Annotated in this window: 11 protein-coding genes; all 11 read right to left on the reverse strand. The window is 39.6% G+C overall.

Translation table 11 applies throughout. The features are described 5' to 3' along the window. Positions 1-26 precede the first annotated feature (26 nt). Positions 27-737, reverse strand: coding sequence for a response regulator transcription factor (locus tag ACZM6M_RS04105; RefSeq protein WP_489489766.1), 711 nt, complete (start codon positions 735-737; stop codon positions 27-29). After that, positions 716-2,149 (reverse strand): phospholipase D family protein, encoded by a 1,434-nt coding sequence (locus ACZM6M_RS04110; RefSeq protein ID WP_412355933.1) that lies wholly within the window; start codon positions 2,147-2,149, stop codon positions 716-718. Before ACZM6M_RS04110 ends, ACZM6M_RS04105 begins: the two co-directional genes overlap by 22 nt. Before the next feature lie 174 nt (positions 2,150-2,323). Next, complete coding sequence (locus ACZM6M_RS04115; protein ID WP_006858455.1) at positions 2,324-2,749, reverse strand: MarR family winged helix-turn-helix transcriptional regulator; 426 nt, start codon at positions 2,747-2,749, stop codon at positions 2,324-2,326. A gap of 1 nt (position 2,750) precedes the next feature. Continuing rightward, a complete protein-coding gene (locus ACZM6M_RS04120; protein WP_172679323.1) occupies positions 2,751-4,115 on the reverse strand; it encodes a citrate/2-methylcitrate synthase in 1,365 nt (454 codons plus the stop codon). 254 nt (positions 4,116-4,369) lie between these two features. Then, positions 4,370-5,929, reverse strand: a complete 1,560-nt coding sequence (gene cls, locus ACZM6M_RS04125) for a cardiolipin synthase (RefSeq protein ID WP_489489770.1) — start codon at positions 5,927-5,929, stop codon at positions 4,370-4,372. Between the two features lie 35 nt (positions 5,930-5,964). Beyond that, on the reverse strand, positions 5,965-6,645 hold the full coding sequence (locus ACZM6M_RS04130; RefSeq protein WP_489489772.1) for a GTP pyrophosphokinase: 681 nt from the start codon (positions 6,643-6,645) through the stop codon (positions 5,965-5,967). 115 nt (positions 6,646-6,760) lie between these two features. Next, positions 6,761-6,931 carry a helix-turn-helix domain-containing protein gene (locus ACZM6M_RS04135; protein ID WP_008371604.1) on the reverse strand — a complete coding sequence of 57 codons (171 nt, stop codon included), beginning with the start codon at positions 6,929-6,931 and terminating at the stop codon, positions 6,761-6,763. Positions 6,932-7,103: 172 nt separating this feature from the next. Next, the gene (locus ACZM6M_RS04140) at positions 7,104-9,854 is read right to left on the reverse strand and encodes a YodL domain-containing protein (RefSeq protein ID WP_175301083.1); all 2,751 of its coding nucleotides are present in this window, start codon (positions 9,852-9,854) and stop codon (positions 7,104-7,106) included. An 80-nt stretch (positions 9,855-9,934) separates the two neighbouring features. Then, complete coding sequence (locus ACZM6M_RS04145; protein WP_489489775.1) at positions 9,935-17,617, reverse strand: DEAD/DEAH box helicase family protein; 7,683 nt, start codon at positions 17,615-17,617, stop codon at positions 9,935-9,937. A 68-nt stretch (positions 17,618-17,685) separates the two neighbouring features. Further along, on the reverse strand, positions 17,686-18,774 hold the full coding sequence (locus ACZM6M_RS04150; protein WP_118576012.1) for a DUF5688 family protein: 1,089 nt from the start codon (positions 18,772-18,774) through the stop codon (positions 17,686-17,688). A 6-nt stretch (positions 18,775-18,780) separates the two neighbouring features. Next, positions 18,781-18,921, reverse strand: coding sequence for a hypothetical protein (locus ACZM6M_RS04155; protein ID WP_005344203.1), 141 nt, complete (start codon positions 18,919-18,921; stop codon positions 18,781-18,783). Positions 18,922-18,986 lie beyond the last annotated feature (65 nt).

Here is an 18,986-nt window from a genome sequence, read left to right on the forward strand (position 1 = left end):
CAATCCTTTTTCTTTCTTTTGTTCCATTATTTTTTCACCACCTTGTATCCAATTCCACGCATTGTTACGATTTCAAAATCAGGGTTATCTTTCAAACGCTCTCTGATTCTTCCTATATGTACCTCTATCGTATGTGGGTCTGCCTCCGTCTCGTATCCCCATACTTCATCCATCAACTGTTGTTTTGTAAATGTTCTGCCTGGCGAAGCTGCAAGCTTATATAAAAGCAGGAATTCTTTTTTAGGCAAAACAAGACTTTCCTTATCAGTTGTAACCGTCATTGCATCATAATCAAACTCTGTTGAACCGATCACAATTTTGTGTTCATTCAGTATCTGTGCACGGCGAAGCAGTGCTCCGACTCTTAAAACCATTTCATTCACATTTACCGGTTTTACCATATAATCGTCACTTCCCGAAAGAAATCCCTGGCGCATATCATCAAAGGAACCTTTCGCAGTGATCATAAGCACTGGTATCTGATATCCTGCTGAACGAAGTTCTGACACCAGTTCATAGCCATCCATAACCGGCATCATAATATCAGAAATGATCAGATCAATATATTCCTTATCCAATACTTCTAATGCCTGTGCTCCATCCGATGCACTTTTGACTTGATATCCATTCTTCTCAAGCACTTTTTGGAATAGCTGGCTTAATTCTTTATCATCTTCTACAATCAATATTTGAAACACTTTTTCCTTCCTCCTTATTAAAACAGATACCTTGCCCATCCAAGCAGATGCTGTACCAAAAATATTTTTCTCTGACGTTTCTTTGTTAATTCGATTGGCTCTACATGATATGGATCATTATAAGTTCCGTCTTCCAATACCTGGCGGGACACTTTTTCATATTCCATCATGCCCTCTTCCAACTGTTTATTAATATCTTTACTGCGTATTACAAGCATCAGTTCCGTATCCAGATAAGCACTTCTCATGTCCATATTAAAGGAACCGATTACAGACAAATCATCATCAATTAGAATACTTTTTCCGTGGTATGAATAACCGCCTTCATATTCCCAGATATCAATTCCTGTACTTAAGATTCTGTTTCTGTTTTTCGCATAATCGGCTGACCCAAATGGATTCCCATTATTCGCAACTGAATTTGTCATGATTGAAAAATCTGAAACATTCTCTGCAATCTCTTTCCATGTATTATACATCATATCATTGCAGATAATATATGGCGTGTGGATCTTCACACGATCTTTTGCATTTTTCATCAATTTTCCCAACTGATACCACACTACCGGTTCTTTGGAACCTGTGTGAATAGGATTTGACACTAATGCAATCTTTTCTGTCTCAAAAGTTTCGTCCGTATAATCGGTATCGCAGATTCTTTCCTTATTCTCTTCAAAATATTTCTGATAGCCATTCTGCAGCTCTAAAACTGCGTTCTTTACAGATTTTCTATTTGCCAGTTTTTTATTGTTATGAAAATAACCACTGTCTTCCTGATCCCATATAGTTTCAAAATAATCTAACAACTGGTTAACTGAATTTTCTTTCTCAGGTTCATTGCAAACAACCAACACGTCTCTGTCATAGTTCTTATGTCCCGGAAAATCACCCAGGAAATAATTGTATGTATTTCTTCCCCCAAGAATATATCTCTTTCCATCTGCAATCAAATATTTATCATGCATTCTACCCATCATTTTCCACGGTTTCAACGGATTGGCCTTATTATACAGTTTAATTTCAACATTCTCATGGGAAGATAATCCATAGAAATACGGATTTCCTTCCATATCAATCCAGCTCTCCATTCCATCTACTAACAGACGAATATGTACACCTCTGTCTGCCGCATCATGCAGTGCTCCTAAAATCAATTTTCCACTTTCATCGGATTGAAATGCAAAAGTAGAAAGAATAATTTCCTTTTTTGCATTCTTGATCAAACGCACTCTTTGTAAAAGCGCTTCTGGATTCTTTTCTATGATTACTGCCCGTTCTGTATTTTCACTGCATTCGTTCCATGACCCATTTTTTGTTTCTTTTTTGGTTGTATTGGACACTTCCGGCTGCTTTTTATATGCAACGCAGATTCCGAGCAATTCATAAAAAGCCACACATAAAAAAATTGCCAGTATAACAAGAAGGATTTTACATATTTTATGCTTTTTCATTGTACATCACCTGATTCCTTTTTATTTCATACTTATACAATACAAAGTCAATCTCAATTTAACCTCAACAAAATTTATTTTTCATAAAAAATATGACCGACTTCTTTTTAATGAAACAGTCATATTTTTATTCTAATATATGAAGGAGCTTTTCTTACTCCGTTGTATTAATCACTATTTTATTTCTTCCATAAGCTGTCGGATTTTTCTCAATGTACACCGTGTAACTGCCAGGTCATCTTCTTGTATATTCGATATGATTTTTTCATAAGCTTCTATCATTTTTTCTTTCTGACAATTACTTAATTCAATTGCCTTGTTCGTCAAAACAAGGTATGTTCTTTCTTTTTTTTCATCTAATTTCCAGATAATATATCCTTTATTTTCAAGACTTTTTACCATCTTAGATGTTTCTGGAATCGATAATTTCATGTATTCTGCCACTTCTGAAAGATATACTCCTTCATGACAGTCTGATTTTTCAACACATTCCTTTATACTATAAAGAAACAAATAATCTGTTCTTTCAACAAATTCAAATATACTTTCAACATTGATGCTCTTTAAAAAAAACTCCTCTGCACTGGTTCCTGCTCCCATATTATCGTTCCTCTCTTTCTATATATTCTTTTTTGCTGACTAGACTCTTATATGCCGGGCGAATGATCTTATCTGTAGTTATCAATTCTTCCAGGCGATGTGCACTCCAACCAGCAATTCTTGCTATCGCAAATAATGGCGTGTACAATTCTCTTGGAATATTCAACATGTCATACACAAAACCACTATAGAAATCTATATTAGGACTTACTCCTTTGAATATCTGACGCTGCTTTGCAATCAACTTAGGTGCAATCTTCTCAATATTGTTATAAAGGGTCATATCTTTCTCACGTCCTTTATCCCTTGCGAGTTGTTCTACAAAGCCTTTGAACACCCTTTCTCTCGGATCTGAAATAGAATATACAGCATGTCCCATTCCATAAATAAGTCCTTTCTGATCAAACGCCTCTTTCTTCAAAATCTTACTCAGATATGATGCAATTTCCTCTTCGTCTTCATAATCTTTCACATGACTTTTAATATCATCCATCATATTCATTACCATCAGATTTGCACCGCCATGTTTTTTTCCTTTTAAGGATGACATTGCTGCTGAAATAACAGAATAAGTATCTGAACCTGAAGATGTTACTACCCGTGTAGTGAATGTAGAATTGTTACCACCACCATGTTCCATATGTAACAATAATGCTATATCCAGTACTCTTGCTTCCAGTTCTGTGAATTTTGTATCTGGTCTTAATAGGCGCAGGAAATTTTCAGCAATAGATAAATCTTTTTCAGGTCTATGAATATACATACTTTCGTTTTTTTCATAATGACAATAAGCATGGTATGCATATACTGCTAACATAGGAAATGCTGCGATCAACTGCATACTCTGCCTTAGCACATTCGGAATTTCAAGACTTTCTTTCTCCTTATCGTAAGAGCCCAATGTAAGAATACTTCGAGTCATAGAACCCATAATATCTGATGTAGGTGCTTTCATAATGACATCTCTGGTAAAGTTAGTCGGTAGTTCCATACAATCAGATAGTCTTCCCTGAAATTCCATTAACTGTGTATCAGTTGGCAATTCTCCGAATAAAAGAAGATATGCTCCTTCTTCAAAGACAAACCTTTTTCCTTTACTTCCTGTTACTAAATCTTTTATATTATAACCACGATAAGATAACTCGCCATCACATGGACTCTTTACTCCATCACGATATTCAAAAGCTTTTATATCAGAAATATTTGTAAGCCCCGTCAACACACCTTGGCCTTTTTCATCTCGTAAGCCTCTTTTTACACCATACTCTGAATACAGATTCTTACTAATGCTATCATTTTGTTCACAAAAAATTGCTTGCTGTTTCATATAATTTTCCAAATTGCTCATTTGAATCGCTCCTTTCATTCTGTTACGAACTTACATACTATACTCAGATATTCTTGTTTCCAGTGCATTCAGCATTGTCTGTTCTTTTTCTTATTCTTATTCATTAGCAATACAATACAATGGAAAACTCAATTTAACCTCAACAAGGTTTGTTTTTTCATCCATGCAAAATCTTCTTTGTACAACAGACTGTTAGATATAGCAAAAACGGCCTTTCAAAAACAGTTAACTTCTAAATCAACTGTTTTTTGAAAGGTCGTTTCATCAGATTCTTATAGCAATCCAGCAAATAATCTCATAAATAATTGTCCCAGTCGCAAATATGCACTTCGTCCGGTTTGATATTGGTCTGTCACATCACGACATTCTCCCATCGTTCTTATCAGATCATTTTTTATTTCCACAACTGCCTGACAATCTGCCATAAAACAGCCGTTTTCAAAATGGTGATATAAACTTCGATAATCCAGATTAATTGTTCCACAAGTTGCCATACAGTCATCTGCCACACTCATTTTTGCATGGCAGAAACCAGGAGTCCACTCATAAACACGAACACCATGTTTAACTAATCCATGATAAAAAGAACGAGTTATATTATAAATGAATTTTTTATCAGGGATACCAGGTGTGATAATTCTTACGTCTACCCCTCGCTTAGCAGCCAGACATAACGCATGCGTCATTTCATCTGTTATGATTAGATATGGAGTCATAAACCAACAATATTTTTCAGCTTTATTTATCATACTGATATAAACTTCTTCTCCGACCTGCTCATTATCCATAGGACTGTCTGCATAAGGCTGAACAAAACCTGTTTGCTGTGCTTTATAATCATAATGAATAATGTATTTACTAAAATCAGTATCATTCGTAGCTTTTTCACTAACAGCATTCCACATTTCTAAAAATGTCACTGTAAGCGACTGAACAGCATCTCCTTCTAAACGAATACCTGTATCTTTCCACTGTCCATACGGGTGTGTGTAATTAAAATATTCGTTTGCTAGATTATATCCACCTGTAAATCCGACTTTTCCATCAATAACTGTTATTTTTCTATGATCACGATTGTTCAAAAACAGATTTAAACCTGGCATAAACGGATTGAATACACGGCAATGAATTCCTATTGCCTCCATCTTTTTCACAAAATCTGTGTTAATAAAGCCTATAGAACCCATATCATCGTAGAATACTCTAACTTCCACACCTGCTTTTACTCGCTCTTCCAGAACATCTTGAATCTTATGCCATGCTTCAGCGTCTTCTATCGCATGATATTCCATAAAGATAAACTTCTGTGCTTTCTCCAAATCCTTAATCTGTGCCTCTAATCCTTTCACTGCTTCATCAAAATACACAATATCCGTATTCTGATAGATTGGATACTGCGAATTTCTTTGTATGTAACTTGCTATATTTCCTGCTTTCGGAATTGTTTCTTTTATTTTGCTCAAACACTCCTGACTGTCCGGAAGCATTGGTAACAATTTGCTATCAATTTCTGCATATCGCTCACGCATTTTATGTGTGCCACCATTCAAACCAATCAACAAATACAGGCCTACACCCATAATTGGGAAGATTAGAATTAAGATGACCCACGGCATTTTCATAGAAGAGGTCTTATCTGATGCGTACAATCCCAAAACCAAGATTCCACTCAAAATCCTTGTAAATAAATTTATAATTTCTGCATATTCATTCAAGCGTGTTACGATAGTAATAATAAAAATTACTTCCAGAAGAATGCAGACTATGGAAAAACACAGCCGTTTTACCCCATTTTTTGTTTTTGCTTTGCCCTCTAAAGTATCTTGCTTCATATATATTCCACCTTCCTACTTGCTCAGTTTTCTGCCTAAATTTCATGAAACATACCAATTTTGTCTTTTATTCTCTGCATTTCATTATCCGCTTCAATGATAAATCTTGCAGAATGAAGTAATTCTTCACTTATCTCATCATAACCAGGCATTTCTTCAATTCCTTTTTTATAGCGAAGTTGATGTTCCAATGTTGCCCAGAAATCCATACCATTGGTTCGGATCTGTAATTCTACACGCATAGGTGTTTTACCCTTAGCAAAAAATACTGGTATTTCAACAATCATATGATAGCTTCGATAACCATTTGGTTTTGGATTTTTTATATAATCTTTTATTTCAATAACTTTAATATCATCCTGTTGGGTAATCAAATCTGATATCATATAAATATCGTCAATAAACGCACAAACTATTCGAACGCCTGCTACATCATTTAAATATGTCTGTATATTTTCTGTTGTAAAATCATGTCCCATTTTCTGCAATTTATTGTAAATACTATTGGGCTTCTTAATCCTTGTTTTTATAAAAGAAATAGGATTTCGATTGTTCTCAACTGAAAATTCATCATCCAAAACCTCAAGTTTAGTTTGTATCTCCCGAATAGCACAACGATACATCATCATTAAATTATAAAATTTTGTAGCATTATTTAAAAACTGTAGTGATTCCGGACTGTCCATCCAGAGTTTTTTTACTTCATCCTTTGTCATGGTACTTTCCTTTCTACTTCATCTTTAATTGACATATAGGTATATCCAAGTCTTGTGAAGTGCACAAGCGCTGGAATCTTCTGGTCTTCCCATAAGCATTATAACCTCCAATACGTCATCTGTTTTTCTTTCGAGGATCTGTTGGCTTTACCGCATCTTTTGGTATTAGCCAAGTCTTTCCCTTTTTCTCTGCTCCAGGCACTCTTCCCTGGCTACATAAAAGAGAAATTCTTCTAGATGAAATTCCCCATATTTTTGACATTTCGATCGTTGTTATATAATCCATAATTTTCCTCCAAACGATACAACAAGCCTATTATAAGTATATTCTTTTATCGGAATAGTTTCAACCAAAATTAAGTTTTCTTCTAGGTTGTTTGATTTGTTATTGTTTTCTAAGATTTTCACAAAAACACCTGGTAAATAATCTTTTAAAATCATCTACCAGGCTTTATTGTTTATCTTACACCCAAATCAGCCCCTCTCTCCAGCTTATCTTTTCCCTGCTTTTCCTGGATAATTTTCTTATTGATTTCCAAGCGTTCATGGATTGATGGTTTCTTCTCTTTTCCCGTCATTGCTCTCTTTTGTGCTACTGGCTTTCTTTCAGCTTTCCCTGCGTCCTTAACTGCTGTATTTGCTTCAACGCCGGCTCTTGACACAGCTTCTCTACTCTCATTTTTCTCTGTCACCTGCTGTTCTCGTCTCTCCTTCACACCTTTTTCTTCCAGACTGCAAAAGCTCTGCAAATACGGCAGAACATGATTCTGCATATCCGTCAGATCTTCCATATACTTCTGATACTCTTCATTACCTTTTCCTTGCTGATAACTAATCCAGCTTTCATCTGTCAATTTCATTTCATTCTGCATCTTTAACTGACTGATGATACCACCGTTTCCGGTACCAATCTCTATCTTACCTTGAAAATGGTGCAGCATCTTATCACCCTTCTCAGCATAATATACTGTAAAAAACATCTGTGCTGTCGTTTTTGGTTCGTTGGTGTTTGGATCACGGTCAGCATACCAGGCTTTGTCCTGTTCTACGGTTTTGGAATCCAGATCAGATAACTTTTGATATCTTGGACTCCCCAACTCACTTTTCTCACAATAATTCACATACACCATCGGCTCCATATCTTTTGGAAGTTCCGGTTCATAGGACTTCAATCGCTCGACCAATACTCCAGCACGGACTGACAGATCACATTCTTCCTCTACAATGTCCTTCAAATAAGAAATATAAGAATGCGTATTACCACTCTGCAAATCCAGCATTACCTCTTGTACCGTGTTCTCTCCCGGCTCCACATTATCCCGATATTCATACGGATCAAAAGCTTCTGCGATCTCATCCAGTGCCTCTGCCAGCTGTTCTGTGTTCATTTTCTCTGGATACATTGCTTCCCTGACATCCCGCATGGGTACATATTTATAGTCCGGCAATGCTTCATGAATCTTCTCTATACCTTCCCGAATTATTGGAAGTTCTCCAAAGAATCGAATATCATCCATATAATCACCGTGAACCGTATTTCCCTTTACAATAGAAAATTCAGCCTCATCATAAAAGCTGTCTTCCGGATCACGATAGATAATCCCCATACTGCATACTCGATAGGCATTTTCAGGATTCTCCCTATATTTTTCATAGACTGCAGCAATTTGATTAACATCGGTACTTTTTTCATAAGCCCCCATATCATGGAACTCATCGCATTCTGCCGCAAAGTATTCCAGATACGGTTCTTTCTTCGGCGGCATATTATTGAGGACATTATCAATCATGTTATAATTCACCTCTTCCAGTTCCTCCACCTTTGCCAACGGCTTATATTCTCCCTGGCTGTTCTGAATCTCCGCCATTACAACCTCATCCATTTCTTCTACTTTTTCCATCAGCTGATCATAATCTCCACGGATGCGTTCTCCAGTCCAGCCTTCGTCTTCCAGAAGTTCCTCTGCCGCTTCTTTAATAGAAATTTCATCATTTTCATAGACGCCACCATCCATCAGACGGAAATCTTCATCGTAAAAGGAATAATCGTATCCTTCTTCTGTTCTCTGAATAGCAAAGTAACGTTCTCCTACCTCATATGCCAGTTCACTAAGAACCTGTTCTTCCAGATTCAGGAAAGAATCCAGTTGTTCAAAACTGATACTGTCTACAAAATGAGCTGTTACTTTTTCCCCGTCATTCAGAACTACGATATCACTGACAGACAGGGAATGTCCTCGGAAGTCTTCCGGTCTGTCAATGTTGAACCTTTCAAAAATATCTCCCAGTGACATATTTCCCGATAAGTCTCCAACATAGACCAGCTTATAATCTTCTTTTTTTATCTGCATACCATGACTTTCAATAAAGCGCATATTCATAAATGCATAGTTTTCGCCCGGTGAATCATCCTTGATCTGATAAATACCAAAGGTTCGCCTAGTTCCTAACAACAGGTTTGCCTCTTTCAAAGACTGAATCTGTGGATATTTCTGCATTTCCCATTCCAGGTTACGGAAACGCTCCAGTTCTGCCATGGACATCTGATAATGCTCTGGTCCTCGTTCAATTTCCATGCGTTCCGTGACATAGATCGGTGACGAAAAATTAGTGATCAGATAGATATCTGCTCCGGCATCGTATAATTTCAGTGCTTCTTCCTGATTGATCACACTCATCGGTTCCTGAAATACTCCAAAATCTTCGTCTGCATAATCCAGATCCTGATTCCTTATCCGTTCCCACATCTGTGATTCCATGCCAAACAGACCTTCATGTGCCTGTATCATTTCCTTACTTGCATACTCTCCCTTACCGCCATCGCTGCCCAAGCAATAAATCTTAGAACCCATCCTGTGATAATCTAAGGCTGCTTCTTTTCTGAGCGGCACCATGTCTTCTGCTGTATATCCATAATCACGTAATTCCAGCTTGCCGATGGTTGGATCTGGTAAGTCCTGAATATCCATTTTTGCATCATCCAGAAGTTCCTCGACTTTATCATTGTCTTTCTGGCTGAGTGCATCAGAAAGGGTTCTTACCAACATCCTTACTTTTTCTTCCTCACCAATCAGATTTGCATATTCAAAAATCTGTTCCTTTACATCCGCTGGAATCTCTATTTCCATGTGTTCTGCACGGTCTATCTGTTCCTGCGTATATTCCTGCATTTTCTGCGTTTCTTTTCCTGTTATCATATTTCTCGCCATTCAAATTCCTCCTGTGTTCTAAAAAATGGCATAACCGGCAGAACCTTCTTCTACCAAATTATGCCATCTTTCCTGTTTACTTATTCCAAACCGAAGTCCCGTTTTCTGGTTTCCTTGCCACTTTCACTTTCCCGCTGACTCTTTTCTTTATAAATCTGCAGCTTCTCATGGATAGAACCTCGTGCCGGTCTTTCTTCTTTCTCTTTTGATTCCGACTGCTCTGTTTCTGTATCTTCTCGCTCATCCATATTGAGAAGTGCATTTAGTTCTGACAGACGCTCCAGTTTTTGGTTCAGTTCCTCTTCTTTTGGAAATGGCTTCCCGACTTCCTCTTTGGCATTTGCCAGTTGCTCCTGTACCGTTTCCAGCCGTTGCTCTGCTTCTGCCAGTTTCTCCGGATAGCTTTCCAAAAGATTATTGATACGAATGATATTTCCTAGGGCATCTGCCCCCAACCGAACTTTAGCTACCGATTCATGCTTTACAGACAGGATAAACTCTTTGCTCCAGCTGTCGAATTGGATTCTCATGTTGAATCCCTGATAGCTTCCAATGTCCATAGTTACATCTACAGACTTAATGTCTTTGCAGACCGCCAGAAGTGCCATACCTGCCTCTTTCTTTTCTGTGAACACTTTGCCACTGATTTCCATAGAAAACTGCTCTGGATCTGTAATTTTATGCTCAGAAAAATGAGCGATATCTGCCTTGTAGCTGGCAATAATCTCCGTCAGTTTTGCAATCTGTTGCGGGAAATTCCTTGCAATATCATCTTCCAGTCGGTATTGGTTATTCATGTGGTTCGCTTTTAAAAGCTTTAATTTCGCCACATCCACATCCAATGCCATCTTCTCTTTTACTGCTGGATTTCCGGTTGCAAGTGCCTTGACCTCTGCATAGGAAAGTGCCGCTTCATCCACATCTTCGCAACTTCGCACAGGTGCTTTGCTGGTCATAATCTGAGAAATAAATTTCTGCTTATTCTCAATCAACTGCCACATATAACTGTCGAATGTGGATTCTGTTACATATCGGAAGATATGAACCTTTTTATTATGGTTTCCCTGACGGATGATACGTCCTTCCCTCTGTTCCAAGTCAGACGGTTTCCAGCCAATATCCAGATGATGCAGAGCAATCAAACGGTCCTGCACATTGGTTCCAGCGCCCATTTTTGCAGTTGAACCAATCAAAAAACGAACCTGTCCGGATTTTACTTTTCCAAACAGCTCCGTCTTCTTTGCTTCTGTATTTGCATCATGAATAAACGCAATCTCTTTTTCCGGCACTCCTTTTTCCATCAGCTTCCGTTTCAGATCATCGTAGACATTAAAACTGCCATCGCCTTTTGGTGTGCTCAAATCACAGAAAATCAACTGTGCTGATTTCTGTTCTGCTGTATCTTTCCAGATTTCATAGCTTTTCTCTGCACAGACTGCTATTTTACTTTCCGGATTATCTGGCAATAATTCGTTCACCAAACGCTGATCCAGTGCTAACTTCCTTCCGTCATTGGTAATTTTCAGCATATTATCAACCGAGGCATCTACCCCGCCGTTTCTGACAACTTCTGCACGTTCTCCCAGACTTTCTACGATTTCTTTCTGCTGTTCTGTTGGTTTCAGCACCACTGTTTCATATTCCGCTTCCGGCACTGGAAGCTTTAATTGATCGGAAGTCTTAATATCTGCAATCTCCTTGAACATATTCATCAGTTCTGGGATATTATAGAATCTGGCGAATCTTGATTTTGCTCGATATCCAGTTCCTTCCGGTGCAAGTTCGATGCTCGTGACAACTTCTCCAAAGGTAGAAGCCCAGGAATCAAACAGTCCAAGTCCCATATTTTGTAATTTACTGTTCTGCAGATACCGCTGCATAACATATAATTCCGTCATGCTGTTACTGATTGGTGTGCCTGTAGCAAAAGTAATGCCTTTTCCTCCTGTAATCTCGTCCAGATACTGACATTTATTGAACATATCTGCCGACTTCTGTGCTTCGTTCTGTGCAATCCCGGCTACATTTCTCATTTTTGTATAAAGAAACGCATTTTTATAGCTGTGTGCTTCATCTACATACAAGTGATCCACTCCCAGTTCTTCAAACGTAACTACCTGATCTTTTTTCTCTTTCTGATTCAGTTTTTCCAGCCTTGTCTGCAGTGTCTTTCTGGTCTTTTCAATCTGTTTGACGGTATAATGTCCGCCATCCTGTTCATACCTTGCACTCTGAATTGCCATTTCCAGATCATCAATCTGCTTCCGTAACATGGCTTCCTGACGTTCATCAGAGATTGGAATACGCTCAAACTGGGAATGTCCAATGATAATAGCATCATAATTTCCCATAGCGATCCGGGCACAGAACTTCTTTCGGTTTGCTGGTTCAAAATCTTTCTTGGTTGCAACCAGGATATTGGCTCCCGGATATAACTGTAGGAATTCTGCACCCCACTGCTCCGTCAAATGGTTTGGCACGACAAAGAGATTCTTCTGTGATAATCCCAGTCTTTTACTTTCCATTGCCGCCGCTACCATTTCGTAGGTCTTCCCAGCTCCTACTACATGTGCCAGAAGTACATTGTCTCCGTAAAGCTGGTGTGCAACTGCATTTTTCTGGTGTGGACGAAGTTCTATTTCCGGATTCATTCCTGGGAAAGTCAAATGACTGCCATCATATTCACGGGGACGGATGCTATTAAATCGTTCATTGTACACCTTTACCAGTCGTTCACGTCTCTGCTGGTCTTTAAAAATCCAGTCCTTAAATGCTGCTTTCATGGCATCCTGCTTCTGTGATGCCAGCATGGTTTCTTTCTTATTAAGGACACGGATCTCATCACCATTTTCATTGACACTCTTATCATAGATGCGTACATCTTTCAGGTTCAGGGTATCTTCCAGAATCTTATAGGCATTTGCTCTCTCAGTTCCATACGTTGCATAGGCAAACGCATTTTGGGGACTGTCGGCATTCTTTCCTGTAATCCTCCACTCACCATTTACCTCAGAGAATTTCACCTGTATTTCTTTTTGAAGCAGATACCATGGTGTATGCAATGTTTCTTGCATAAAATCCTGATAATCCGAAGGTTCAATCCAGGTAGCTCCAATACGCACTTCAATCTCCGATGCTTCCAGATCTCTCGGCTGAACTGCCTCTAGTGCACGCACATTCGATGTGAATTCCGGATGATTCTCTGCAAAAGTTCTCGCAGTATTTAATTTATCCCTAACATTTCCGGAGAGATATTCATCTCCGCTTTCCCACTGGTCTGTCAGTGGATTTTTGAAGATAACTCCAACCAGCTCTTCTGTAATTTTCTCTTCGGTCTTTCCGGTCAGCTGTGCCATATATGGGAGATCTACTTTAGCCCTTTCATTTAAAGACAGAGCAAGTGCTTCTGTGGCTGTCTCCACACTTGTCACAGCAACCGCCTTTTTGATGGTTCGTTTGGTGAACATGTCCGCTTTCCGCTTCAATGTTCCATCTTCATTCAAGTCTTCCAGGGAACACAGCAGACAATAAGAAGAGTCATCAGAAAATGCCCGTTTGTTGGCATTACTTCCAATGACTCCATACTTTACCGTGTAGGTATCATATACCTGATTCAGTTTTTCCTGCTGTTTCTGGATTTCTTCATCTGTGACGTTTTCCTCCATCTGCAAAGCGATCAGCTCTCGGACAGTATCACGGATTGCAACCATCCCTTTTACACGTTCTGCAGTAGCGGCAGGCATTTTCACCTGATTCATCAAAGAGTTGACACGGTAATATACCTGATCATCTACCACCGTATAACTGTAATTTCGCACATTTGGATCTGCTGGAATACTCTCTGGCATCTCATCCAGTTCTGTCTCCACATCTACTACCGGTGCCATGCTTCCCTTGATGTGTTTCACTGCTTCTGCTAACTGTAATTCTAAATCAGCTCCTTCCATTGGAGCACAGGTTGTTTCCATACCATACGGACCGGACACTTCTTTCATCTCACCCAGAATCATTTCCGGATGCTGAACAAAATACTGATTGACTGTAATGCCATTGACATCACTATCCAGATTTATCCATTCCGGCATTTCTTTCGTAAGGCTTTCCCTCTTCTGGAAAAACAGGATATCAGCACTGACTTCTGTTCCTGCATTTGCCTTAAAAGCTGTGTTCGGCAGTCGGATTGCGCCCAGCAGGTCTGCCCGCTCTGCCAGATATTTCCGAACTTCCGGTGATGCTTTATCCATGGTTCCCTTTGTTGTGATCAGCGCAGCCACGCCGCCTGGACGTAACTGATCTATCGTCTTGGCGAGAAAGTAATCATGAATCATGAAATTGTAGCGATCATACTGACGGTCATTGACCTTGTATGCACCAAATGGCACATTTCCAATCGCCACATCAAAAAAATCATTAGGATAATCTGTCTTCTCAAAACCTTTAATCTGAATATTGGCATCTGGATAGAGCAACTTTGCAATTCTACCACTGATGCTGTCCAGTTCCACACCATAGAGTTTGGACTGGTTTAGATTCTCCGGAAGCATTCCAAAGAAGTTACCAACTCCCATAGACGGCTCCAGAATATTTCCTTTTGTAAATCCCAGATTCTCCAACACCTGATACATACTTTCAATCACAATCGGCTGTGTATAATGAGCATTTAAGGTGGAAGCTCTGGCTGCAGCATATTCCTCTGGTGTAAGAACCGTCTTTAATTCCAAATATTCTGTCTCCCATGCAGCTTTTGTCTCATCAAATGCATCTGCAAGACCTCCCCAGCCAACGTACCTGGATAAGATTTCCTGTTCTTCCGGTGTTGCATTGCGATTCTCATCCTCACATTTCTTTAACAACTGGATAGCCATGATATTGGCACGGAACTTTTCTTTTGCTGTACCCTGTCCAAGCTCATCATCTGTGATGCGGAAGTTCGTTGCTGGAATCGTTTCTGATATTCCGTTAATCTCTTCCAAAGATTCTTTTTCTTTCGATACCTCAACTTCTCCAGATAATTCTTTTTCTTTTTTATCATAATCTGTCCACACACGTTGAGAAATAGCAGTAAAATACGAGGACTCTTCCTCCATAATTTCTTCCCTGATTTCCCGTAATTCATCTAAAGTATCCGCATTTACAGTTTTGTTGTGATAATGATAATAAAGTACTTCTTGTCCGAGTTTTACATCCAGACGTTCCAATTCTTGTGTTGACATTCGATTCCAAATATCATCTTTTTCCGTATGAATCGTGAAACCTTCTCCATCATCATGATATTCTAATGTGTATTGAAGTCGATTCGCTTCTCCCTTAACTTTGCAATCAAAATCGTGGATTTTTGTTCTGGTACCAGACATATATTCTGAATCAACTAATCGCAAATCAGTTATATCTTCCGCTGTCAAAGTATCCTGCTCCAGCTGTTCTCCTAACATCTGCTGTGCTTCTTCCAAATCTGCCAGTCTTTGTGCTTCCTGTCGTTCTTCGTACTTTTCCATTTCTTCCGGTGACAAATAATCATCTGTGCGGATTAACTGGCGAACACGTTCTGCAACCTTGTTCCACTTTAATAAAACTTCTACCTCTGGACTGCCAATTTTCCCTTTTGCAAGTTTTAATCCTTTTGCATCATGGGATGCGTCGGAAGCATCTGCTCCTGGTATTCCGGGTGAGGAACCACCTGTTCCATACTCATTTTTCAGGAACTCAGCTGCATCTTTCATATCATGATGTTCCATGAAATACTCATAGATTCGGTTACGTCCTCCTGCAGTAATGCCGCCTCTTCTTAACACTGCGTCAATTTCATCCTGTGTGATAAAGGATAGTGCCGGACGTTCGACCGTAAATTTCTGGTCTACCCAGGAACGCTCCCTCTGAAGATCCTGAAAGCGTTGGAAATATTCCGGATTATGCTGAATCTCCCAGCGGTGATAATCTCCCGGATTCTCATCCATATATTTCTGCAGCCATTCAAAACGATAGACAATCGCATCTGCTTCCTCTTGATCTGTCCATGCTCCACTCACTACATCCTGCCAGTCTGAATATGATTGTTTCTTTTCCCAGTTTCTGCAAGTATCCCGAAAATGAAGTGCAAGAAGATTGGTCATTTCTTCCTGCTCCTGTTCAATGGCATTATTGGAAATCAAATTATCCACGTAATTTCCATCCTCATACATATCCCGAATTCTGTTCGCTGCTTCTTCCCACGTAACCATGCGGTCAAAGTTTCTTCTGGCAGAGTCCCCTCGCCGGATACGGATACCATCATTGTCATACCAGATACTGATTTTCTGACCATCTATGGTAAATCCTTTGCCACCAGTTCCATATTCATCTTTCAGAAAACCCCGCATTTCTTCATTATCCAGACCTTCAATCAGTCTTGCTGTAATATGAAACAGTGTATTTTTCTGTCCGCTTCCCGTGCGGAGAATATCATTTACCACTTCATCGGAAATAAGAAAAGCGGCTGGCTGTTCCAATGCAGCTGCCGCTTTCCTTATTTCTCCTAACTGTTCCTCTTCTGTTGGGAACAGACTTAACTGTAAATAATCTCCTGAATCACCAGCTCCTCTGCCTGTGCCTTGATCTGGTTCATGTGTCTGGTCCATGCCATCCCGTCTGCCATTTTGTCCGGTGCCGGATCTTTCTCCAGAAGTTCGTTCATCAGGTCGTCTACTCTCTGTCTTGCCTGGCTGTCGATCTCCATCAGATGACTGTCCAGACGGTTCTGCAGTGTCAGAATGTTGAACCTGGCTACCTTGTGATTTCTCAGATACTCTTTCCTCATCATTCCGTACTTCCCGATTGTTCCTCTCGTCTCTTCCAGGCTGATATCTGGAATCTGATACTCTCCGTTCTGGCTGTAACTGATCTCTCTCATAGTCTGTTTCCTCCTTTTTTTCTTCTCTATCTTCTGCGTTATCCGTATTACTTTCACGAATTAACGTGTTAAATTCATTATAAGCTACTTCTTTTTCTTTTGCAACCGTTTTCAGGTCATTTTCCAGATCATTCAGAACATATCGTCCAATCTGCATCAGGACTGGTCTGCTGATCTCGTTGACTGCACTTCCCAAATGTCCTAATATTTTCAGCTGATTGAAGTCCGTAATATGCCGAAAATCCTCTGCATCCAGATATTCCTGTGCATCCAGCCCACATCGGTTTAGCAATACATACCAGACACTATTGGTCATCAGTTCCCGGAATTCTACTTCCTGATTCTGTTCGTCCAGTTCTTCCAAAAATGTCCCTGTTACATCCAGTCTCAGTTCTTCCAATGCATCTGGAAGCCATTCCTGCATACTCTCCTTCGCTGCCTGATGCAGACTTTCAGCAAGTCCTCCTTCTATATCTTCCAGTGATAACTGCTCCTGCAGATAATCTGCCACCAGTTGTTCTCCTTCCACCGGAAGATTCCATAACTGAGGATCCTTTCCAAGATTCCGCACTTTATAAGTGTCCTGCACATCAAATACATACCGAAGTTTTGTTTTCGGTCCGGAAGTATTATCAATCAAGGCAATCCCCTTGGATCCCTTTTTGATCCAGCGGTACATCTTCTGATTCCAGATTTCCATGGATGCTACGGCAGTTGCTTCCGGTCGCTGTGCATAAATTAAAAGCTGTTCTGGAAAAGTATACTTATACAGTCTGGATGCCGTGTTTAGGAACCGCATCCATTCCTGCGGACTGGCAGCTACATCTTTTGCCACCTCTTCCGTCAGCTGTTCCATTGCATATAGTTTATTTGCCATGTGTTACTCCTTTTCATAAAATCAGGGACTGCTTAGCACAGTCCCCTTAAAATCATCGTTGTTTCTCTTTATAATGCTGCGGCAAGATCTTTTGACTTGTTCTTTGGCGTTTTGTCTGCCTCTTTTGCCTTGATCTCTGCCTTGGCTTTCTCCAGTTTTCCATGGATTCCACCTTTTACTTCCGCTTTTTCAGCTGCTTTTTCTTTCTCCAAACGAGCCTCCCTGCGCTCAGCATTTTCCAATACTGCGGTCTTTTTATCACAGAACTGAACCTTATCGGAAAGCTGCTCCTGTCTTTCCACCTGTGTCTCATTGACTTCTTTTACCATCGCATTTAATTCCGGGACCTGAAAAATTCCGTTATCAGGGAGAATCAGCACTTCATGAATGGAAGATGGAATGACAAAATAATCACTACCCAGACATTCCCCAATCTGTTTTCGAATGTCTTCCTGCAGTAACAGTGATGCACCATTCATCTTAGCTTTGTTTGTCAGACAGAACATTGGTTTTTCCATGGCTTCCATATCCATTTTTTCATTCAGCAGGTTTTCTGGTTCTTCACCAAAAATCATAGATTTGATAATCTCATTCATATCCATAAGTGTGACACCACGTTTTCGGTCTGCCGTCATTGCATCCGCTTGAATCTGTTCGGCAGATACTCCCCACTCGTTCATCAGAGAAACAGTTACCGGAATACTGCTGATCCCTTCTCCATTTTCCTCCAGATTTACTGCATAATAAGCTGCAAAATCTCCGTGTTCTGTGACTACTTTATCAGCAAGACGATCGGTATTCCATTCCTTGTCACAGATTCTCACCTGCAGTTTTTCCTTCATTTTTTCATAATCAAAAATGTCCGGAACTCCCATATCAAAAAATTCTGCTTTACCCTGTGCTTCAATACGCATATCAGCTACATCACCAACACAAGAATCTACATCTTTCCCATTGATATATTCCTGATAGAGAGAATCCAGATAGACTGTCGGTACGATTCTCTGATCTCCATTTGGAATTGTAATGCCAGTAAGCTTCAGCCCATTGTTTTTTTCTACTTCTTGAAGTTTAATTTCTGCGTCCTTGTAAGACTCTGGCAGATACTCCTTTACATTGTCTTTGACATATTCATAAAATTCTTTTCTGTTCATCATACGCTTTTACCCCTTTCTGATCATGTGATGGTTCATTCTTTTTCTGCTGACCATCTGCTCGGCTTTCTTCTGATAAGCCATCATTCTCTTTAAAGTTTTCTCCTGGTTTTTTCGTGCTTCCTGTCTTTTTTCCATTGCTTTCATCATAGTTTTCTGTTCCTTTCTGTGATTTTTTTGTATGAAAAAGGGAGCCTCACATAGAAGCTCCCAAT

The organism is Enterocloster sp. (genome assembly GCF_057861365.1).